A 20,676-nucleotide genomic window follows, 5' to 3' on the forward strand; every position below is an offset into this window, starting at 1 on the left:
AGCTGACGCCTGCTCAAACGCGAGGCGAGATGCCCCACAGCCGCCCCCACATCCGTAACACCAGTCCCGTGCCGAACTGCGGCAGCGTGCCGCGCCGACACAACGAGGTTGCCGTACCTATGCGCCACGATGAAGGAGCCCGCGGTGAGTGCTGACCCGACGCAGGTGCTCGCCTTCGAGACCGACTGCCACATCTTCGACGGCTGTGGCTTCCCTTCTCCCGGCCTGCACTCGTTCCTGTTCGAGCCCATCTGGGGCGACGGGGACAGCAACGTGTACTTCAACAAGACGATGCTGCTGGCGCTGCTCGGCTCGATCATCATCGTCGGCTTCTTCTGGGCCGCGTTCCGCAAGCCCCAGGTCGTCCCGGGCAAGCTGCAGATGGTCGCCGAGGCCGGCTACGACTTCATCCGGCGCGGAGTCGTCTACGAGACCATCGGAAAGAAGGAGGGTGAGAAGTACGTACCGCTCATCGTCTCGCTCTTCTTCTTCGTCTGGATGATGAACCTCTGGTCGATCATCCCGGTCGCCCAGTTCCCGGTGACGTCGATCATTTCGTACCCGGCTGTTCTCGCAGCGATCGTCTACGTCCTCTGGGTCTCGCTGACGTTCAAGCGGCACGGCTTCGTCGGTGCCTTCAAGAACTTCACCGGCTACGACAAGTCGCTCGGCGCGGTTCTGCCGCTGGCGATGTTCATCGAGCTCTTCTCCAACCTGCTCATCCGGCCGTTCACCCACGCCGTCCGACTCTTCGCGAACATGTTCGCGGGTCACACCCTGCTGCTGCTCTTCACGATCGCCAGCTGGTACCTGCTGAACGGCATCGGGATCGCCTACGCCGGAGTCTCGTTCGTCATGGTCATCGTCATGACGGCCTTCGAGCTCTTCGTCCAGGCCCTTCAGGCGTATGTCTTCGTACTCCTGACGTGCAGCTTCATCCAGGGCGCGCTCGCCGAGCACCACTGAGCACCCCGCACTCACGCCCTCCAGTCGTCCGGTGGCCAACCCCCACCGGTCCGCAAAGAAAAGGAAGAACTGGCATGTCCCAGACCCTTGCTGCTGTCGAAGGCTCCCTCGGCTCCATCGGCTACGGCCTCGCTGCCATCGGCCCCGGCGTCGGCGTCGGCATCATCTTCGGTAACGGCACCCAGGCCCTGGCCCGTCAGCCCGAGGCGGCCGGCCTGATCCGCGCCAACCAGATCCTCGGCTTCGCGTTCTGTGAGGCGCTGGCCCTGATCGGTCTGGTCATGCCGTTCGTCTACGGCTACTGATCGCTGATCGACGACCAGCCGACTAGACGAAAGGCACACACATGAGCCAGCTGCTCACGGTCGCGGCTGAGGAGATGGAAAATCCCCTCATCCCGCCGATCCCCGAGCTTGTCATCGGCCTGATCGCCTTCGTCATCGTCTTCGGCTTCCTCGCCAAGAAGCTCCTCCCGAACATCAACAAGGTTCTGGAAGAGCGTCGCGAGGCCATCGAGGGCGGTATCGAGAAGGCCGAGATTGCCCAGACCGAGGCCCAGAGCGTTCTGGAGCAGTACAAGGCCCAGCTCGCCGAGGCCCGCCACGAGGCCGCGCGTCTGCGCCAGGAGGCGCAGGAGCAGGGCGCGACGCTCATCGCCGAGATGCGCGCCGAGGGCCAGCGGCAGCGCGAGGAGATCGTCGCCGCCGGTCACGCGCAGATCGAGGCCGACCGCAAGGCCGCCGCGTCCGCGCTGCGTCAGGACGTCGGCAAGCTCGCCACCGAGCTGGCCGGCAAGCTCGTCGGTGAGTCCCTCGAGGACCACGCCCGGCAGAGCCGCGTCATCGACCGCTTCCTCGACGAGCTCGAGGAGAAGGCCGAGGCCACGCGATGAACGGAGCGAGCCGCGAGGCCCTGGCAGCCGCACGCGAGCGTCTCGACGCGCTGACGGACGCCACGTCCGTGGACGCGGCGAAGCTCGCCGACGAGCTGGCCGCCGTCACCGCGCTGCTCGACCGCGAGGTGTCGCTGCGTCGGGTCCTGACCGACCCGGCGCAGGCCGGTGAGGCCAAGGCCGAGCTGGCCCAGCGCCTGCTCGGCGGCCAGATCAGCGGGGAGACCGCCGACCTGGTGTCCGGACTGGTGCGCTCCCGCTGGTCGCAGTCGCGCGACCTGGTGGACGCGCTGGAGGACCTGGCGAACATCGCCGACCTCACCGCGGCCCAGCAGGCCGGCACGCTCGACGACGTGGAGGACGAGCTGTTCCGCTTCGGGCGGATCATCTCCTCGAACACCGAGCTGCGCGCCGCGCTGACCAACCGCAAGGCCAGTACCTCGGCCAAGGCCGAGCTGCTGCGCAGCCTGCTGGGCGGCAGGGCCGCCCGGGGCACCGAGCGTCTGGTGACGCGCCTTGTGACCGCGCCGCGGGGACGTAGCCTGGAGGCGGGACTCGAGTCCCTGTCCAAGCTCGCCGCCGAGCGGCGGGACCGTGTCGTGGCCGTCGTCACGTCCGCGGTACCGCTCAGCGACGGGCAGAAGCAGCGCCTGGGCGCGTCCCTCGCGAAGCTTTACGGGCGCACGATGCACCTCAACCTCGACGTGGACCCCGAGGTCCTCGGCGGGATCCGGGTGCAGGTCGGCGACGAGGTCATCAACGGATCCCTCGCGGACCGCATCGACGACGCCGCCCGCCGCATGGCGAGCTAGCAGCAACTCAACAAGACGTAGAAATACGGCCCGGGTTGGGCCGTGCAGAGGATTCACCTCGTTCAGGGGGGAGTCCCCCATCCCCCCAAGTGAAACTTCGGGCCCAACAAGGAGAGCAGGGAACCCAGATGGCGGAGCTCACGATCCGGCCGGAGGAGATCCGGGACGCGCTGGAGAACTTCGTCCAGTCGTACAAGCCGGACGCGGCCTCGCGCGAGGAGGTCGGTACGGTCACCCTTGCCGGCGACGGCATCGCGAAGGTCGAGGGTCTTCCCTCGGCCATGGCCAACGAACTGCTGAAGTTCGAGGACGGCACCCTCGGCCTCGCGCTCAACCTGGAAGAGCGCGAGATCGGCGCCGTCGTCCTCGGTGAGTTCAGCGGCATCGAGGAGGGTCAGCCGGTCACCCGTACCGGCGAGGTGCTCTCCGTGGCCGTCGGCGAGGGCTACCTCGGCCGCGTCGTCGACCCGCTCGGCAACCCGATCGACGGCCTCGGCGAGATCGAGACCAGCGGCCGACGCGCCCTCGAGCTGCAGGCCCCGGGCGTCATGGCCCGTAAGTCGGTGCACGAGCCGATGGAGACCGGCTACAAGGCCGTCGACGCGATGACCCCGATCGGCCGTGGCCAGCGTCAGCTGGTCATCGGTGACCGTCAGACCGGCAAGACCGCCCTGGCCGTCGACACGATCATCAACCAGCGCGACAACTGGCGCTCGGGTGACCCGAAGAAGCAGGTCCGCTGCGTCTACGTCGCCATCGGTCAGAAGGGCTCGACCATCGCCTCCGTGCGTGGCGCCCTCGAAGAGGCCGGCGCGCTGGAGTACACGACCATCGTCGCCGCCCCGGCGTCCGACCCGGCCGGCTTCAAGTACCTCGCCCCGTACACCGGCTCGGCCATCGGCCAGCAGTGGATGTACGAGGGCAAGCACGTCCTGATCATCTTCGACGACCTGTCGAAGCAGGCCGACGCCTACCGCGCCGTGTCGCTGCTGCTGCGCCGCCCGCCGGGCCGTGAGGCCTACCCGGGTGACGTCTTCTACCTGCACTCCCGTCTGCTGGAGCGCTGCGCGAAGCTCTCCGACGACATGGGCGCCGGCTCGATGACCGGTCTGCCGATCGTCGAGACCAAGGCCAACGACGTCTCGGCGTTCATCCCGACCAACGTCATCTCCATCACCGACGGCCAGTGCTTCCTGGAGTCCGACCTGTTCAACGCCGGTCAGCGTCCGGCCCTGAACGTCGGTATCTCGGTCTCCCGCGTCGGTGGCTCCGCCCAGCACAAGGCCATGCGCCAGGTCTCGGGCCGGCTCCGCCTCGACCTCGCCCAGTACCGTGAGCTGGAGGCGTTCGCCGCCTTCGGTTCCGACCTGGACGCCGCGTCGAAGTCGCAGCTGGAGCGCGGTCAGCGCCTGGTCGAGCTGCTCAAGCAGCCTCAGTACCAGCCGATGCCGACCGAGGACCAGGTCGTCTCCGTGTGGGCCGGTACCACCGGCAAGATGGACGACGTACCGGTCACCGACGTCCGCCGCTTCGAGAAGGAGCTCCTCGAGTACCTGCACCGCAAGGAGCAGGGCCTCATGACCTCCATCAAGGAGGGCGCGAAGATGTCGGACGACACCCTCACCGCCATCGCGGACGCCATCGCCGAGTTCAAGAAGCAGTTCGAGACCTCGGACGGCAAGCTCCTCGGCGAGGACGCCCCGGCCGCGGCCAAGTGACGTAAGGAAGGGACCTGACTCATGGGAGCCCAGCTCCGGGTCTACAAGCGTCGCATCCGATCCGTCACCGCGACCAAGAAGATCACCAAGGCGATGGAGATGATCGCCGCCTCGCGCGTCGTCAAGGCGCAGCGCAAGGTGGCGGCCTCCGCGCCGTACGCGACCGAGCTCACCCGCGCGGTCTCGGCGGTCGGTACCGGTTCGAACACCAAGCATCCGCTGACCACGGAGGCGGAGACGGCGACCCGTGCCGCGGTGCTGCTCCTCACGAGCGACCGCGGACTGGCCGGCGCCTTCAACTCCAACGCGATCAAGGCCGCCGAGCAGCTGACGGCGCGTCTTGAGGCGGAGGGCAAGGAGGTCGACACGTACATCGTCGGCCGCCGCGGTCTGGCCCACTACAACTTCCGCGAGCGCAAGGTCGCGGAGTCGTGGTCGGGCTTCACCGACGAGCCCACCTACGCGGACGCGAAGAAGGTCGCGGGTCCGCTGATCGAGGCCATCGAGAAGGAGACGGCGGACGGCGGCGTGGACGAACTCCACATCGTCTTCACCGAGTTCATCTCGATGATGACGCAGACGGCGCTCGACGACCGTCTGCTGCCGCTCAGCCTCGAAGAGGTCGAGCAGGAGAAGACGACGAAGGACGAGATCCTTCCGCTGTACGACTTCGAGCCGTCGGCGGAGGACGTCCTCGACGCCCTGCTGCCGCGCTATGTGGAGAGCCGCGTCTACAACGCTCTCCTCCAGTCGGCAGCCTCGAAGCACGCCGCCACGCGGCGCGCGATGAAGTCGGCGACCGACAACGCAGGAGAGCTCATCGAGACGCTCTCCCGCCTTGCCAACGCGGCCCGCCAGGCCGAAATCACCCAGGAAATCAGCGAGATCGTCGGTGGCTCCGCAGCCCTGGCCGACGCGACCGCGGGGAGTGACAGGTAATGACGACGACAGTTGAGACGGCCGTTGCCACGGGCCGCGTCGCCCGGGTCATCGGCCCGGTCGTCGACGTGGAATTCCCCGTCGACGCCATGCCGGAGATCTACAACGCCCTTCACGTCGAGGTCGCAGACCCGGCGAAGGAAGGCGAGAAGAAGACGCTGACCCTGGAGGTTGCCCAGCACCTGGGTGACGGCCTGGTCCGCACGATCTCGATGCAGCCCACCGACGGTCTGGTCCGCCAGGCCCCGGTCACCGACACCGGCACGGGCATCACCGTTCCGGTCGGCGACTTCACCAAGGGCAAGGTGTTCAACACCCTCGGTGAGGTGCTGAACGTCGACGAGCAGTACGAGGGCGAGCGCTGGTCCATCCACCGCAAGGCCCCCAACTTCGACGAGCTCGAGTCGAAGACCGAGATGTTCGAGACCGGCGTCAAGGTCATCGACCTTCTCACCCCGTACGTCAAGGGTGGAAAGATCGGCCTGTTCGGCGGTGCCGGCGTCGGCAAGACGGTGCTCATCCAGGAGATGATCTACCGCGTCGCCAACAACCACGACGGTGTCTCCGTGTTCGCCGGTGTCGGCGAGCGCACCCGTGAGGGCAACGACCTCATCGAGGAGATGGCCGACTCGGGCGTCATCGACAAGACCGCCCTGGTCTTCGGCCAGATGGACGAGCCCCCGGGCACCCGTCTGCGCGTGGCCCTTGCCGGTCTGACCATGGCGGAGTACTTCCGCGATGTGCAGAAGCAGGACGTGCTGTTCTTCATCGACAACATCTTCCGCTTCACGCAGGCCGGTTCCGAGGTCTCGACCCTGCTCGGCCGTATGCCCTCCGCGGTGGGCTACCAGCCGAACCTGGCCGACGAGATGGGTCTCCTCCAGGAGCGCATCACCTCGACCCGTGGTCACTCGATCACCTCGATGCAGGCGATCTACGTCCCCGCGGACGACCTGACCGACCCGGCCCCGGCCACCACCTTCGCCCACCTCGACGCGACGACGGTTCTCTCCCGTCCGATCTCCGAGAAGGGCATCTACCCGGCCGTGGACCCGCTGGACTCCACGTCCCGCATCCTGGACCCGCGCTACATCGCGGCGGATCACTACAACACCGCGATGCGCGTCAAGACGGTCCTGCAGAAGTACAAGGACCTCCAGGACATCATCGCGATCCTCGGTATCGACGAGCTCGGCGAGGAGGACAAGCTCACCGTCCACCGTGCCCGTCGCGTGGAGCGCTTCCTGTCCCAGAACACCCACGTCGCCAAGCAGTTCACCGGCGTCGACGGGTCGGACGTCCCGCTGGACGAGTCGATCACCGCGTTCAACGCGATCATCGACGGCGAGTACGACCACTTCCCGGAGCAGGCGTTCTTCCTGTGTGGTGGTATCGAGGACCTCAAGGCCAATGCCAAGGAGCTGGGCGTCTCCTGAACTCGGACCTGAGGAGTTCTTGAACTCCGAGTTCGTGTGAGGGGGCGGGCGCGTCCCGCCCCCTCTGCCACGCCCACTAGACTTGTAACCAACACCCGGCAGACCCGCCGGGTGGTGACCCGAGGAGCCACCTTGGCTGCTGAGCTGCACGTCGCACTGGTCGCGGCCGACCGAGAGGTCTGGTCCGGCGAGGCCACCCTGGTCGTCGCGCGCACCACGTCCGGCGACATCGGCGTCATGCCCGGTCACCAGCCGCTGCTCGGTGTGCTGGAGTCGGGCCCGGTGACCATCCGTACGAGTGACGGTGAGACGGTCGTCGCCGCGGTGCACGGCGGTTTCGTCTCGTTCGCGGACGACAAGCTGTCGCTGCTGGCCGAGATCGCCGAGCTGTCGGACGAGATCGACGTCCAGCGCGTGGAGCGGGAGCTCGAGCGCGCGAAGGCGGAGGGCGACGCCGCCGCCGAGCGCCGCGCGGACGTACGACTGCGTGCGGCGGCGGCGCGCTGACCCCAGCGCCCGTCATGCGATGACGTCACTCAGCCGCGGTCGGCACCGGAGCAATCCGGAGCCGACCGCGGCTGAGGCAGATTTGGATGTTTTTTCCGTTCCGTTACCTGTATTGAAGGTACCTAGGAGACGAGGAGGTCGGTGCCGATGGTCCTCGCTCTGACTGTGTGTGGAATCGTCGTGGCCCTGGTGGTGCTGGGACTGTTCGTCTTCGGCCTGCGCCGCAGACTCATCCAGCGCTCCGGCGGCACGTTCGACTGTTCCCTGCGCTGGGACGTCCCCGAGGATCCGGACACCAGCGGCAAGGGCTGGAGCTACGGCGTCGCCCGCTACAACGGCGACCGCGTCGAGTGGTACCGCGTCTTCTCCTACGCCTACCGCCCGCGCCGCGTCCTGGAACGTGCCTCGATCGAGGTGGCCGGACGCCGGCTGCCCGAGGGCGAGGAGGAGCTGGCGCTGCTCTCCGACGCCATCATCCTCACCTGTCTCCACCGGGGGACGCGCCTCGAACTCGCGATGAGCGAAGACGCGCTGACCGGTTTCCTCGCGTGGCTGGAGGCGGCCCCGCCCGGTCAGCGTGTCAACGTGGCGTAGCTCGACGAACCTTTTTACGACAGTCCGCTGTTGATGGCGCTCACCAGCTCGCCACCGGTGGTGTCACCGCTGAACTCCCAGAAGAACGCGCCGCCCAGGCCCTGGTTCTTCGCCCAGGTCATCTTTCCGGCGATCGTGGCCGGGGTGTCGTACGACCACCAGTTGCTGCCGCAGTGCGCGTACGCCGTGCCGGCGATCGTGCCGGTGACCGGGCAGGACGTCTTGAGCACCTTGTAGTCCTCGATGCCCGCCTCGTAGGTGCCGGGCGCCGCGCCGGTCGCCGTGCCGCCGGGGGCGGACTGGGTGACGCCGGTCCAGCCGCGGCCGTAGAAGCCGATGCCGAGGAGCAGCTTGGCCGAGGGGACGCCCTTCGCCTTCAGCTTGGCGATCGCGTCGGCGGAATTGAAGCCGGCGGTGGGGATGCCGGAGTACGAGGTGAGCGGCGAGTGCGGGGCGGTCGGGCCGGTGTTCGCCCAGGCGCCGAAGTAGTCGTACGTCATCACGTCGTACCAGTCGACGGCAGCGGAGGCGCCGCCGTAGTCGGCCGCGTCGATCTTGCCGCCGGAGGAGCCGTCGGCGGTGATGGCCGCGGTGACCAGGTAGTTCGAGCCGAACTCGGTACGCAGGGCCTGCATCAGGTTCTTGAAGGCCGCGGCGCCGGAGGTGTCGCAGGTCAGGCCGCAGGCGTTCGGGTACTCCCAGTCGATGTCGATGCCGTCGAAGACGTCGGCCCAGCGCGGGTCCTCCACCACGGCCTTGCAGGACTTGGCGAACGCGGCCGGGTTCTGCGCGGCCTGGCCGAAGCCGCCGGAGTAGGTCCAGCCGCCGAAGGACCACAGCACCTTGAGGTGCGGGTACTTCGCCTTCAGCTGGCGCAGCTGGTTGAAGTTGCCGCGCAGCGGCTGGTCCCAGCTGTCGGCGACGCCGCTGACGGACTGGTCGGCGGTGTAGGCCTTGTCGGTGGCGGCGTAGGAGTCGTCCAGCACGCACTGGCCGTTCTTGACGTTGCCGAACGCGTAGTTGATGTGCGTGATCTTTGAGGCCGAGCCCGAGGTCACCAGGTTCTTGACGTGGTAGTTGCGGCCGTAGACGCCCCACTCGGTGAAGTAGCCGAGCTTGACCTTGTCGCCGGTGGGCGGGGGCTCCGTGGTGCCGCCTGTGGTCCGCACGGCGCGCGCGCCGCTGACCGGGCCGGTCTGGTCGGCGGTGTCGCGGGCCTGGACGGAGTAGGAGTAGTCGGTGCCGGCGGTCAGGCCGGTGTCGGTGTACGACGTGGTCGTCACCGTGGCGACCCTGGCGCCGTCGCGCAGGACGTCGTAGTTCTTGACGCCCTTGTCGTCGGTGGCGGCGCTCCAGGACAGCTTCACCGAGGTGTTGGTGATGGCGGAGGCGGTGGGGGTGCCCGGCGCGGAGGGTGCCGTGTCGCCGGGGACGGACGTGCCGTCGCAGCTGCCGCCGTTGAGCCTGCAGCCCGTGGGGGAGCCGTTGCCGGCGCCGTTGAAGCCGAAGGAGACGGAGGCGCCGGGGGTGAGGGAGCCGTTGTAGGACTTGTTCTTGGCGGTCCAGTGGGTACCGGACGAGGTGACGTCGGCGTCCCAGGCGGAGGTGACGGACGTGCCGGAGGGGAAGTCCCACTCGACCGTCCAGGAGCTGAGGGTGGTGGTACCGGTGTTCTTGACGGTCCACCTGCCTTCGAAGCCGGTGCCCCAGTCGGAGGCCTTGGTGTAGGTGGCGGTCGCGGACGTCGCGGCCTGGGCGGGGCTCGCGAGGCCGACCAGTCCGGCCAGCGGGAGCAGCAGGGTCGCGAACCCTGCCGCGGCTCTGTGTCTGAAGCGCATGCTGCGCCTCCTCGTATGAGGTGGTCGGGGGGAGCGCGTGACTGAGCCTCACGCCCTCTCACAGTGCCGCGAGAATAGAAAGGTCTGGACCATAGGTCAATAGGTCTGGACCACCGCGCGGTTGCCGTGCTAGATCCCCAACTCCTGTGCCAGTACGGCCGCTTGGACCCGGCTGCGCAGCTCCAGCTTGCCCAGCAGACGGCTGACGTGGGTCTTCACCGTCGCCTCCGCCATCTCGAGCCGGACCGCGATGTCGGCGTTGGACAGCCCGTCGCCCAGGCAGGACAGCACCTCCCGCTCGCGCCGGGTCAGCGTCCGGACGACGGCCGGATCGGCCTTCGGATCCCGTACGGGCCCGGCGGCGAACTCGGCGATGAGCCGGCGGGTGACGGCCGGGGCGACGATACCCTCGCCACCCGCCACCGTGCGCACGGCCGCGAGCAGGTCCTTCGCCTCCGTGTTCTTGAGCAGGAACCCGGCCGCACCGGCCCGCAGCGCCCCGAAGACGTACTCGTCGAGATCGAAGGTGGTGAGCACGAGCACGTCGGCGAGCTGCTCCGCCACGACCTGCCGGGTGGCCGACACCCCGTCCAGGCGTGGCATCTGCACGTCCATCAGCACCACGTCCGGCCGCAGTTCCCGCGCCCGCGCCACCGCCTGCTCCCCGTCCGCCGCCTCGCCGACCACCTCGATGTCGGGCGCGCTGCGCAGGATGAGGACCAGCCCGGCACGGACGGCGGACTGGTCCTCGGCCACGAGGACCCGGACGGTGCGGTTCATGCGGGGTCTCCTTCGGTGAGGGGGAGGGTGGCGCGTACGGTCCACAGGGCGCCGTCGGGGGCGGCCTGCAGCGTGCCGCCCAGCAGCGTGGCCCGCTCCCGCATGCCGACCAGGCCGGCGCCCGAGCCCGGGGCGCGCGGGCCGTCCCGATGACCGTACGGGCTGGTCACCCGCACATCGAGTACGCCGTCGCGCCGGGCGAGCGAGACGGTGACGCGGCCGGGGCAGGCGTGCTTGAGGGCGTTGGTCAGCGACTCCTGGACGATGCGGTAGGCGGCGAGTTCCACGGGGGCGGGAACCTCGCCCTGGCCGGCGTCGAGGTCGACGTCGAGGCCGTTGGCCCGGGCGGTGTCGACCAGGGCCTCCAGGCCGTCGAGCGTGGGTGCGGCGGCGGGCTCGTGGTCCCCGCTGCCGTCGCGCAGGATCCCGATCAGCCGCCGCATCTCCGCCAGACCCTCGACGCTGTTCTCCCGGATGACGGCGAGGGCCTCCTGGGAGGTCTTCGCGTCGTCGAGGGAGAGCGCGGCGGTGGAATGGATGGCGATGGCGGAGAGATGGTTGGCGACCATGTCGTGCAGTTCGCGGGCCATCCGGGCACGTTCGGCGGTGACGGCCTGGACGCGGTCCATCTCGGCGAGCAGCGCGGTCTGCTCGGCGCGCAGCCGGGCCGCCTCGGCGGCGTCGCGGTGGTCGCGGACGATCCAGCCGGTGGCGGCGGGCCCGAAGGCCACGATGCCGACGAGCACCCCGATCAGCAGTGCTTCCGGCACCCGCCACACCGCGAACGGAACCACAGCCCCGGCGACCATGAGCAGCCCGGTGATCCGGGGGATGCGGCGGGCCGAGGCGGGCGGGCCGTACAGGACGGCCGCGTACACGAGATCGGTGAACATCAGGACCGTGGCCACGTTGCCCTGGGTCATGAGGTCCGCGGTGATGGCGACCGTGCCGGTCAGCAGGGCGGTGCGCGGGGCGGTCCGGCGCAGCAGCTCGCAGCCGGCCATCACACCGAGCGGCACCAGGACCGCCCAGTGTCCGTCGAAGAGGGTGACCGGATCGTCGGACGTCCGGACGCCCAGACGGCAGACCACCAGAAACAGGCCGCCGAGCAGGCCACCGATCGCGACATAGACGTCGAAGCGGTGCGGACGGGGCAGTCGTCGTGCGGCCATGCCCTCCATCCAACACGCCCCGCGCCCCGCCCACCTGCTCCGCGGGAAGGGTCCTGGACTGCATCTTTCGATGTACCGCGAGTTCAGCAACGGCGACGACGAAGCACGCGGATCCCGACGGGAGCCTGGAAGGGTGAACGAAGGGAGTCCGTTGTGATCATCACGTTGATCGTCGCCTGTGAGGTCGGCTTCTGGGTGCTGCTGGCGCTGGGCCTGGCCGTGCGCTACCTGCTGAAGTGGCGCCGGACCAGCGTGGCCCTGCTGCTGTGCGAGCCCCTGCTGGAGGTGGTCCTGTTCGTCGTCACGGCGATCGACCTGCGAGGCGGGGCCGAACCGAGCTGGGAGCACGGCCTGGCCGCGCTGTACATCGGATTCACCGTCGCCTACGGCCACTACATGATCCGCTGGCTCGACGGCCACGCCGCCCACCGGCTGTCCGGGGCACCCAAGCCCACGGGACCTCCGCGCTACGGCCGGGCCCGCGCCCGCCACGAGGCCAAGCTGTGGCTGCGGGCGGTCCTCGGCGGAGCCGTGGCCCTGGTCCTGCTCCAGCTCGCCGTCTGGTACGTCGGCGACTCCGGGGACGTCAGCTCCCTGCGCAGCTTCCAGTGGGTGGCCCTGCGCACGGTCGGCATCTACGGCCTGATCGCCCTGTCGTACACGATCTGGCCGAGGAAGGCCCCGGCGGGAGAGCCGGAGCAGACCGCACCCCGAAAGGAGAGCGTCCGCCGATGAGCCGCGCGTCGAGGAATCTGCTGGAGGGCGCCGCCACCTTCGCGATCGGCCTGGTGCTGAGGCTGTTCGCCGGGGGAGTGGAGCTCCCGGTCGTCACCCTGACGAAGGTGGGCGTCGCCATGATGTGCGTCGGCGGCGCCCTCGTCCTGACGGGCCTGTACCAGGCGGCCCGCCCGCCGGCGGGGAGACGATAGGCCGCCTCAGCGCTCCCCACCCGGCACCCACAACACGTCTCCGACCTCCTTGTTCGCCATCCTGGCCAAGATGCTGCATCTTCCGGGGGACAACCCCGGACCCCCGGCCGGGCCGGGTTGGCTCAGCGTTCGCCGCCAGGGACCCACAGGACATCGCCCGCGGCCTTGTTCGCCGTCCTCGCCAGAATGAACAGGAGGTCGGACAGGCGGTTGAGATAGGTCGCCGTGAGGGGGTTCATCGTGTCGGTGTGGGCTTCCAGGGCCGCCCAGGTGGAGCGCTCGGCGCGGCGGACGACCGTGCAGGCCTGGTGGAGCAGGGCCGCGCCCGGAGTGCCGCCGGGGAGGATGAAGGACCGGAGCTTCTCCAGCTGTTCGTTGAAGCGGTCACAGTCCGCCTCCAGCTTGTCGATGTAGAACTGCTCGACCCGCAGGGGAGGGAACTCCGGGTTCTGCACGACCGGCGTCGACAGGTCCGCGCCCACGTCGAACAGGTCGTTCTGCACGCGGGTGAGGACCTTCACGACCTCCTCCTCCAGCCCGCCCAGCGCGATCGCCGCCCCGATCACCGCGTTCGCCTCGTTGGCGTCCGCGTACGCGGCGATCCGCAGGTCGGTCTTGGCGACCCGGCTCATGTCACCGAGGTTGGTGGTGCCCTTGTCGCCGGTCTTGGTGTAGATGCGCGTCAGATTGACCATGAGGCCAGCCTAATTACGCCCCCGACGTGCGGAAGACCCTTGTGCCCACTGTCACGGCCACGGTGGTCAGACCGACGGCCACCAGGACGCCGTAGAGCATGTGAGCCGTCGCGTACGAGCCGACGTACGCGTCCCGCACCGCGTCCACCAGATAGCGGAACGGCATGAGGTGGGAGAGGACGTCCAGCCAGGCGGGGCCCAGCGTCATGGGGAGCATCAGGCCGGACAGGAGCATGGCCGGCATCGTCATCGCGTTGATCGCGGGGCCGAACTCCCCGGGCGTGTGAACCTTCATCGCCAGCGCGTACGACAGCGACGCCAGCGACACCGTGAGCAGGGCGACGAACGCGAAGCCGATCAGGACCCCGGGCAGGGGAGCACGCAGTCCCATCGCCACGGCCGCCAGCACCAGCAGCACCGCCTGGAAGACGAACACCGTGGCGTCGCGCAGCACGCGGCCGAGCAGCAGGGCAAGGCGGCTGACGGGCGTGACCCGCATGCGCTCCACCACGCCCTGCCCCTTCTCGATGATGATCGCGAAGCCCGCGAAGGCCGCCCCGAACAGGCCGAGTTGGAGCAGCAGCCCGGGGACCAGGACCTGCCAGGAGCTCGCCTGCCCGCCGAGCGGCAGGTCCGTCAGCAGCGGGCCGAAGAACAGCAGGTACAGCAGCGGCATCAGCACGCCGAAGAGCAGTGCGAAGCGGGAGCGCAGGGACTGACGGAGGTAGCGCCCGTAGACGAGCGCGGTGTCGTGGAACAGCATCGGGGGTCCTATACGGCTACGGGGGTCGAGTCGGCCGGCATCGGTCCGCGGCCCGTGATGGCGAGGAACGTGTCCTGGAGCGTCGCGTCGATCGAGCCGCCGTGCGCCAGCTTCAGCGCGCCCGGCGTGTCCTCGGCCACGACCACTCCCTTGTCGACGATCACCAGGCGGTCGGAGAGGGCGTCCGCCTCGTCGAGGTAGTGGGTGGTCAGGAAGACGGTCGTACCGTGCTCGTCGCGCAGGCGGCGGACCAGGTTCCACAGGTCCGCGCGGCTGCCCGGGTCCAGGCCGGTCGTCGGCTCGTCGAGGAACAGCACCTTCGGGCGGTGCGTGAGCGCCATCGCGATGTCGAGGCGGCGCCGCTGACCGCCGGAGAGCGCGCCCGCCTTGCGGTCGAGCAGATCGGTCAGGTCCAGCTCCCGCGCCAACTCCTCGGCACGCTCGGACGCCTGGGCCTTCGTCAGGCGGTACAGCCGGCCCTGGGTGACCAGCTCCTCCCGCACCGAGATCTGCGGGTCCACCCCGCCCGACTGCGCCACATAGCCACAGGCGCGCCGCACCCCCGCAGGGTCGCTCGCCAGGTCGCGGCCCGCGACCGTGGCCGCGCCGCCGGTCGGGGCGAGCAGGGTCGTGAGCATCCGGAGGGTGGTGGTCTTGCCCGCTCCGTTCGGGCCGAGGAAGCCGAGGATCTCGCCCTCGCGCACGGCGAGGTCGATGCCGCGCACGGCCTCCACCGGGCCGCGTTTCGTCTGGAAGGTACGGGCCAGACCGGCCGTACTGATGATTGCCATGACCCCAGAAAAACAGAGTCTATTAAAGTTTGCAATGGCTCCAAATTTTCAGAGACCCCAGCGACTGGCCGGCCGACCTACGATGAGCGCATGGCAGAGGGGCTCAGGGAGCGGAAGAAGCGCGAGACCAGGCAGCGCATCTCGGACATCGCCACGGGGCTGTTCCTGGAGCACGGCTTCGTGACGGTGACGATCGCGGAGGTGGCCGAGGCCGCCGACGTCTCGGTGAACACCGTCTACAACTACTTCCCGGCCAAGGAGGACCTCTTCTTCGACCGCTCCGCCGGCATCGTCGACCGGCTCTCGCGCTGGGTGCGCGGCCGGGACGCCGGGGAGTCCGCCGCCCGGGCCGTCCTGCGCGAGCTGCGGGCCGAGGTCGAGGCGGTCTCCCCCCGCGTCGGTCTGATGGAGGGATACGACCGCTTCCTGCGCGTCATCCACGAGGCTCCGCCGCTCCGTTCCCGGCTGTGGAGCCTCCAGCAGGAGGTTCACGATCACCTCGAGGCGACCCTGCGTGAGGAGACCGGCGCCGCCGCGGACGACCGGCTGCCGAACCTGATCGCGGGTCAGGTCGTCTGGATCCACCAGACCGTCTTCGTGGCCATCGGCCGTGAGATGGTCGCAGGGCGCAATCCGGACGAAGTGTCCCGCGACGTGCTCGTGCTTCTCGACGACATCGAGGAGCTGTTGAGCGAGAAGGTGCTCAACTACGCCGTCCGAGGCGCGGGCTGAGCGGTGTCGGTGTGATGTCCGTCATGTGAGACGTGACGCGCATTACTTACCGGTCACACAGCCCTTCCCGAGCGCTAGTGTCCGCCCCAGAGAACATGCGTAAACAGCGTGTAAGCGCTCGCACAGTCGACGCGCGGTCGTACTGACAGTCGTTCACAAGGGGAGTCGGAGTGGCACGGAAGCTCGCCGTCATCGGGGCCGGTCTCATGGGATCCGGCATCGCCCAGGTCTCCGCGCAGGCGGGCTGGGACGTCGTCCTGCGCGACGTCACCGACGAGGCACTCAAGCGTGGCACCGACGGCATCAAGGCGTCGTACGACAAGTTCGTGAGCAAGGGCAAGCTGGAGGCGCACGACGCCGACGCGGCTCTTGCCCGCATCACCGCGACCACCGATCTGGACGCCGTCGCCGACGCCGACATCGTCGTCGAGGCCGTCTTCGAGAAGCTGGAGGTCAAGCACGAGATCTTCCGCGCGCTCGACAAGATCACGCGCGAGGACGCCGTGCTCGCCTCCAACACCTCCGCCATCCCCATCACCAAGATCGCGGCCGTGACGGAGCGCCCGGAGCGGGTCGTCGGTGCCCACTTCTTCTCCCCGGTCCCGATGATGCAGCTGTGCGAGCTGGTGCGCGGCTACAAGACGAGCGACGAAACCCTCGCCACCACGCGGGAGTTCGCCGAGTCCGTCGGCAAGACCTGCATCGTCGTCAACCGGGACGTGGCCGGCTTCGTCACCACCCGCCTCATCTCCGCCCTCGTCGTCGAGGCCGCCAAGCTCTACGAGTCGGGCGTCGCTACCGCCGAGGACATCGACCTCGCCTGCAAGCTGGGCTTCGGTCACGCCATGGGCCCGCTCGCCACCGCGGACCTCACCGGCGTCGACATCCTGTTGCACGCCACCAGCAACATCTACACCGAGTCCCAGGACGAGAAGTTCGCCCCGCCGGAGCTGATGCGCCGGATGGTTGACGCCGGTGACATCGGACGCAAGAGCGGGCAGGGCTTCTACAAGCACTGACACCGCACACGCCCCTCAGGCGTCACGCCATGGGGTGAATTCGGTATCGGTTCGCTTACAGACGGCAACCTCCGAGGGGCTCGTGCCGTCAGAGGTTGCATCACCTAGACATGTCACATCGTGAAGCACGCCGACGTACTCACGGGAGCGCATATGTACATCAGGGGCGACCACGCCGAGCTGGTCGTCGGGGGCCGCCTCGACGTCCGCAGCGCGGCGGACGCCCGTACGGTCCTGCACTCGGCCGTCGACGGCGGCGTCGGCGACCTGGTGCTCGACCTGAGCGAACTGGAATTCTGGGACGCCACCGGACTCGGGGTGATCATGGGCGCCCACCGGCGAGCCGGCCGCTGCGGCCGACGCCTGGTGCTGCGCGGCGTACCGCCGCAGATGCAGCGCCTGCTGGTGGCGACCCGGCTGCACCGGATCCTGGCGATCGAGGGCGGCATCGGGGTGGAGTCACTGCCCCGGGTGTGAGACCAGTCGCGGGTGTGAACCCGCGGACGGGGGAGACCCGGGCCCCGAGGCGAAACGATCGGCGCGCAGAATCCTCACGAGACTGTGATGTCTCGGGCGGCGCGGTACCCCGGACTGTCGTAGATACTGTGCGAAGGTTTAGGGTTCGGCTGCCCGCCGCCCTGACAGCTCCGAGCGGGCACCGGACCAGAAGCGACAGCGAGGTGTGCGGCAAGGCCGGGAGGGGCTCGCACATGCACACGAACGCTTTTGGGGGGCTTGGACCTATGGACCCGAACAGCCGGGGACCCGAGGAGTACGGCGACGGCCACGCGTCGCGCCCGCGCCCGTCCAGGGACCCCCTCACACCCGACTTCGGCCAGTCCGCACCGGCGCTCGCCCGCACGGTCCAGCTGGTCTCCGGCGAGCACCTGCTCACCGTCAACCCCGTCGACGGCAGCGAGATAGAGCTCTGCCCGCCGGCCGAGCGGCCCGGCAGGCCCGAGAAGCTCACCGCCGCCGCGCGCGCCGAGACCGACCGGGCCGCCAAGCCACCCGTCCCGCCGGGTCCCGCCCAGCCCGCCCTGCCGCTCCTGGGCCGCCAGGACGAGCGCGAGCAACTGGTACGGCTGCTCGCCCGCGGCCGCTCCGTACGCCTCACCGGCCCCGCAGGCTCCGGCCGCACCAGCCTCCTCGACGTCGTCGCCGAGGACTGCGCCGACCTCGCTCCCGAGGGCGTGATCCGCCTGGGCGGCTTCCACCGCACGGCGAGCGACCTCCTGCACGACCTCTTCTACGCCGCCTACGACGCACCCCTGTACCGCCCCGAACGCGGCGAACTGCTCTCTCTCGTCCGCGAGATCGGCGCGGTCGTCGTCGTGGACGACCTCGAGTTCGGCGGCGCCGGGCTCGACGAGCTGCTGACCGCGACGCCCGAGTGCGCCTTCCTGTTCGCCGCGACCCCCGACGTGCCCGCTCCCTCCGCCGCCTCGGCCGTCGAGGAGGTCGGCCTGGGCGGTCTCGACCGGGCCGGCGGTGTGGACCTCATCGAGCGTGTGGTGGGCCGCGCGCTCACCGAGGAGGAGTCCAACTGGGCGGGTGACCTCTGGTTCGAGTCCGAGGGCCTGCCGCTGCGCTTCCTCCAGGCCGGTGCGCTGCTGAGCCAGCGCGACGACCTGCGCGCCGGTGCCGTGGCGGTCGACGAGTTCGGCGTCTTCGAGGACGCGCCTCCGGTCGACGCCGCCCCCTTCGACTTCGATGCCGACGACGGCGGGCGGACGCCCCTTCCGTCGCTCGGTGAGGCCGCCGCGCCCGCGCCGTTGCTCGCCGCCCGGCTCAGCGACTCCGCCCGCGCCACCCTGCGCTTCGCCGTCGCCCTCGACGGCGAGGTCCCGCACCAGGCGCACCTGCCCGCGCTCGTCGGCGACACCCACGCGGACGCCGCCCTCGGTGAACTGGCCGCCTGCGGACTGGTCTCGCCGGCCGGCTCCCGCTACCGGCTCGCCGCCGGGGTGCCCGCGCAGCTGGCGGCCGCCGGATACGGCGACGACATCGAAGCGCGCGCCCTCGCCGCCGCCCGGCACTACACCTGGTGGGCCGGACACCCCTCGGTCACGCCCGAGAGAGTGTGCGCCGAGGCCGACGCCCTGCTCGCCGCGCTGGGCGTCCTGGTGCCGCTGACCTCCCCGGCCGCCGAAGGCGAGGACGAGGACGAGGGGAGCATCACCGTCCAGCTCGCCCGCACGGCCGCGCCCGCGTTCGCCGCGGGGCTGCACTGGAGTGCCTGGGAGCGGGCGCTGCGGGCCGGCGCGGAGGCCTCCCGGCTCGCCGGGGAGGTCGCCGAACAGGCCTACTTCCACCACGAACTCGGCGTCCTCGCGCTCTGCGAGGGACAGCTCGACCGGGCCCGCGCCGAACTGGAGGCCTCCATCGGCCTGCGCGGCGCGCTCGCCGACAAGCGCGGCACCGTCTCCGGCCGCCGCGCGCTCGCCCTGGTCGCCGACCGGACGGGTGACGTGCCGGGCCTCGCGGCCGCGATGGCGGGGGAGGAGGTGCCCGACGCGCGCTCCGAGGAGTCGGCGTCGCCCGCGGGCGGTGTCCCCGCGGCGCTGTCGGCCTTCCCCCAGCTGCAGCCTCCCGTCAGCGAGACCCTCGTCACCCACCAGGCGTCCGCCCCGTCCGGCCAGCCCGCGCGTCACGGCCGGGGCGGCCTCACGGGACTGGTCCGGCGCAACCTCGTGGCGGTCGGCGCGGGCACACTGCTCGCGGCGGTCCTCGGCACGGTGGTGACGCTCGGCGCCACCTCCGACAACGACGGCAAGCCCCCGTCCGACAGGGTCGGCGTCAACCCGTCCGCCAGTCAGGGCCTGGAGGACGGCAGCCTGGGCGCGGACGTGCCCAAGCAGGACGACGGCAACGGCGACACCGGCAAGGCGACCAGCCGGCCGACGGATCCCGGCCCCGACGGCACCTTCGGCACGACGGACGACCCGACACCGACGCGGATCGACGAGCCGTCGGACACGCCGAGCGGCACGCGGGGGACGGACGAGACGTCGCCTTCGCCGTCCCGGACGTCCCCGAAGCCGACGTCCCCGAAGCCGCCGTCGTCGCCGACGAGCCCTACGGCACCGTCGAGCCCCACGGACACGTCCCCCGATCCGACGACCGATCCCGGGACGCCTCCGCCGTCGACGACCCCGACGGAGCCCGCCCCGTCCACCAACGACACGGCCAGCGGCCCCGCCGACTCCAGCACCCCGACGAACACGACGGCCAGCGCGTCGGAGAGCGGCCCTGCGCAAACGCCGAGCGCCTCCGACCAGATCATCTGACCGTGTCCTCCGCGCGCCCCCCTTTCCGCCGCGAAAGGGGGGGCGGCGAGAATCAGGGCGCTGGCCTGTCCGCCGGAAGCGAGAGCCTCAGAACAGCCGGAGTTTGTCGTCCTCGATGCCGCGCAGGGCGTCGTAGTCGAGGACGTGGCAGCCGATGCCGCGGTCGGTGGCGAGGACTCGGGCCTGGGGCTTGATCTCCTGGGCGGCGAAGACGCCGCGGACCGGGGCGAGATGGGGATCGCGGTTCAACAGCTCCAGGTAACGCGTGAGTTGCTCGACCCCGTCGATCTCACCGCGCCGCTTGATCTCGATCGCGACGGTCTGGCCGTCGGCGTCCCGGCAGAGGATGTCGACGGGCCCGATGGCCGTCATGTACTCGCGCCGGATCAACGAGTAGCCGTCGCCGAGGGTCTCGATGCGGTCGGCGAGGAGTTCCTGGAGGTGCGCTTCCACGCCGTCCTTGATCAGGCCGGGATCGACGCCGAGTTCGTGCGTGGAGTCGTGGAGGACTTCCTCCATCGTGATGATGAGCTTCTCGCCCGCCTTGTTGATGACGGTCCAGACGCCGTCCTCCTCGCCCGTGCCCTCCTTCAGCGTGCAGGGCGGCGACATCCAGTTCAGGGGCTTGTAGGCCCGGTCGTCCGCGTGGATGGAGACGCTGCCGTCCGCCTTCACCAGGATCAGACGGGGGGCGGAGGGAAGGTGGGCGGTGAGCCGGCCCGCGTAGTCGACGGAGCATCGGGCGATGACGAGACGCATGGTCGGCAACGCTACTCGACGGGCGTGGGTGCACGCGATTCGCC

Annotated in this window: 22 protein-coding genes; 15 read left to right on the plus strand and 7 right to left on the minus strand. The window is 69.8% G+C overall.

The genetic code is table 11. The features are described 5' to 3' along the window. Positions 1-129: 129 nt before the first annotated feature. From atpB to ACFYWX_RS30135, 9 genes are all read left to right on the plus strand, one after another. Positions 130-966, plus strand: a complete 837-nt coding sequence (atpB, locus tag ACFYWX_RS30095) for a F0F1 ATP synthase subunit A (RefSeq protein WP_389427356.1) — start codon at positions 130-132, stop codon at positions 964-966. A 74-nt stretch (positions 967-1,040) separates the two neighbouring features. After that, positions 1,041-1,271, plus strand: coding sequence for an ATP synthase F0 subunit C (atpE, locus tag ACFYWX_RS30100; protein ID WP_009321656.1), 231 nt, complete (start codon positions 1,041-1,043; stop codon positions 1,269-1,271). Between the two features lie 41 nt (positions 1,272-1,312). After that, entirely contained in the window at positions 1,313-1,858 is a 546-nt protein-coding gene (locus tag ACFYWX_RS30105) for a F0F1 ATP synthase subunit B (RefSeq protein WP_389427358.1), read from the plus strand. Continuing rightward, a complete protein-coding gene (locus ACFYWX_RS30110; RefSeq protein WP_389427360.1) occupies positions 1,855-2,670 on the plus strand; it encodes a F0F1 ATP synthase subunit delta in 816 nt (271 codons plus the stop codon). The genes ACFYWX_RS30105 and ACFYWX_RS30110 overlap by 4 nt, the downstream gene beginning before the upstream one ends. 128 nt (positions 2,671-2,798) lie before the next feature. After that, positions 2,799-4,388 carry a F0F1 ATP synthase subunit alpha gene (gene atpA / locus ACFYWX_RS30115; RefSeq protein ID WP_389427362.1) on the plus strand — a complete coding sequence of 530 codons (1,590 nt, stop codon included), beginning with the start codon at positions 2,799-2,801 and terminating at the stop codon, positions 4,386-4,388. Between the two features lie 21 nt (positions 4,389-4,409). After that, entirely contained in the window at positions 4,410-5,327 is a 918-nt protein-coding gene (locus tag ACFYWX_RS30120; RefSeq protein WP_389427364.1) for a F0F1 ATP synthase subunit gamma, read from the plus strand. After that, entirely contained in the window at positions 5,327-6,763 is a 1,437-nt protein-coding gene (gene atpD / locus ACFYWX_RS30125; RefSeq protein ID WP_389427366.1) for a F0F1 ATP synthase subunit beta, read from the plus strand. Before ACFYWX_RS30120 ends, atpD begins: the two co-directional genes overlap by 1 nt. A 132-nt stretch (positions 6,764-6,895) precedes the next feature. Continuing rightward, positions 6,896-7,270, plus strand: a complete 375-nt coding sequence (locus tag ACFYWX_RS30130; protein ID WP_389427368.1) for a F0F1 ATP synthase subunit epsilon — start codon at positions 6,896-6,898, stop codon at positions 7,268-7,270. A gap of 147 nt (positions 7,271-7,417) precedes the next feature. Continuing rightward, complete coding sequence (locus ACFYWX_RS30135) at positions 7,418-7,864, plus strand: DUF2550 domain-containing protein (protein ID WP_389427370.1); 447 nt, start codon at positions 7,418-7,420, stop codon at positions 7,862-7,864. 14 nt (positions 7,865-7,878) lie between these two features. On the opposite strand, the gene ACFYWX_RS30140 is transcribed toward ACFYWX_RS30135, so the two are convergent. From ACFYWX_RS30140 to ACFYWX_RS30150, 3 genes are all read right to left on the minus strand, one after another. Continuing rightward, complete coding sequence (locus ACFYWX_RS30140) at positions 7,879-9,702, minus strand: glycosyl hydrolase family 18 protein (protein ID WP_389427372.1); 1,824 nt, start codon at positions 9,700-9,702, stop codon at positions 7,879-7,881. A gap of 129 nt (positions 9,703-9,831) precedes the next feature. Continuing rightward, positions 9,832-10,482 (minus strand): response regulator, encoded by a 651-nt coding sequence (locus tag ACFYWX_RS30145; protein ID WP_389427374.1) that lies wholly within the window; start codon positions 10,480-10,482, stop codon positions 9,832-9,834. Further along, the gene (locus tag ACFYWX_RS30150) at positions 10,479-11,663 is read right to left on the minus strand and encodes a sensor histidine kinase (protein WP_389427376.1); all 1,185 of its coding nucleotides are present in this window, start codon (positions 11,661-11,663) and stop codon (positions 10,479-10,481) included. The genes ACFYWX_RS30145 and ACFYWX_RS30150 overlap by 4 nt, the downstream gene beginning before the upstream one ends. Before the next feature lie 144 nt (positions 11,664-11,807). On the opposite strand from ACFYWX_RS30150, the gene ACFYWX_RS30155 reads away from it, so the two are divergent. Continuing rightward, on the plus strand, positions 11,808-12,389 hold the full coding sequence (locus ACFYWX_RS30155; RefSeq protein WP_389427378.1) for a hypothetical protein: 582 nt from the start codon (positions 11,808-11,810) through the stop codon (positions 12,387-12,389). Beyond that, positions 12,386-12,583, plus strand: coding sequence for a DUF5708 family protein (locus ACFYWX_RS30160; RefSeq protein WP_389427380.1), 198 nt, complete (start codon positions 12,386-12,388; stop codon positions 12,581-12,583). The genes ACFYWX_RS30155 and ACFYWX_RS30160 overlap by 4 nt, the downstream gene beginning before the upstream one ends. A gap of 122 nt (positions 12,584-12,705) precedes the next feature. On the opposite strand, the gene ACFYWX_RS30165 is transcribed toward ACFYWX_RS30160, so the two are convergent. From ACFYWX_RS30165 to ACFYWX_RS30175, 3 genes are read right to left on the minus strand one after another with little or no spacing between them, the layout of a single operon-like run. Further along, positions 12,706-13,278, minus strand: a complete 573-nt coding sequence (locus ACFYWX_RS30165; protein WP_389427382.1) for a cob(I)yrinic acid a,c-diamide adenosyltransferase — start codon at positions 13,276-13,278, stop codon at positions 12,706-12,708. 13 nt (positions 13,279-13,291) lie between these two features. Beyond that, positions 13,292-14,041 carry an ABC transporter permease gene (locus ACFYWX_RS30170; RefSeq protein WP_389427384.1) on the minus strand — a complete coding sequence of 250 codons (750 nt, stop codon included), beginning with the start codon at positions 14,039-14,041 and terminating at the stop codon, positions 13,292-13,294. Positions 14,042-14,049: 8 nt separating this feature from the next. After that, positions 14,050-14,832 carry an ABC transporter ATP-binding protein gene (locus tag ACFYWX_RS30175; protein ID WP_389427386.1) on the minus strand — a complete coding sequence of 261 codons (783 nt, stop codon included), beginning with the start codon at positions 14,830-14,832 and terminating at the stop codon, positions 14,050-14,052. A 90-nt stretch (positions 14,833-14,922) separates the two neighbouring features. Here ACFYWX_RS30175 and ACFYWX_RS30180 point away from each other — a divergent pair, with 90 nt between their 5' ends. The 4 genes from ACFYWX_RS30180 to ACFYWX_RS30195 all read left to right on the plus strand — a co-directional run bounded on the left by ACFYWX_RS30180 (position 14,923) and on the right by ACFYWX_RS30195 (position 19,873). Next, entirely contained in the window at positions 14,923-15,564 is a 642-nt protein-coding gene (locus tag ACFYWX_RS30180) for a TetR/AcrR family transcriptional regulator (protein WP_389427388.1), read from the plus strand. A 170-nt stretch (positions 15,565-15,734) separates the two neighbouring features. Continuing rightward, positions 15,735-16,583 carry a 3-hydroxyacyl-CoA dehydrogenase family protein gene (locus tag ACFYWX_RS30185; protein WP_389427390.1) on the plus strand — a complete coding sequence of 283 codons (849 nt, stop codon included), beginning with the start codon at positions 15,735-15,737 and terminating at the stop codon, positions 16,581-16,583. Between the two features lie 153 nt (positions 16,584-16,736). Beyond that, positions 16,737-17,060: an STAS domain-containing protein gene (locus ACFYWX_RS30190; RefSeq protein ID WP_389427392.1), complete on the plus strand. Its 324-nt coding sequence runs from the start codon at positions 16,737-16,739 to the stop codon at positions 17,058-17,060. 266 nt (positions 17,061-17,326) lie between these two features. Next, the gene (locus ACFYWX_RS30195; protein ID WP_389427394.1) at positions 17,327-19,873 is read left to right on the plus strand and encodes an ATP-binding protein; all 2,547 of its coding nucleotides are present in this window, start codon (positions 17,327-17,329) and stop codon (positions 19,871-19,873) included. An 87-nt stretch (positions 19,874-19,960) separates the two neighbouring features. On the opposite strand, the gene nucS is transcribed toward ACFYWX_RS30195, so the two are convergent. Continuing rightward, positions 19,961-20,632: an endonuclease NucS gene (gene nucS / locus ACFYWX_RS30200; protein WP_389427396.1), complete on the minus strand. Its 672-nt coding sequence runs from the start codon at positions 20,630-20,632 to the stop codon at positions 19,961-19,963. Positions 20,633-20,676 lie beyond the last annotated feature (44 nt).

Source organism: Streptomyces sp. NPDC002888 (assembly GCF_042888465.1).
Taxonomy (GTDB): domain Bacteria; phylum Actinomycetota; class Actinomycetes; order Streptomycetales; family Streptomycetaceae; genus Streptomyces.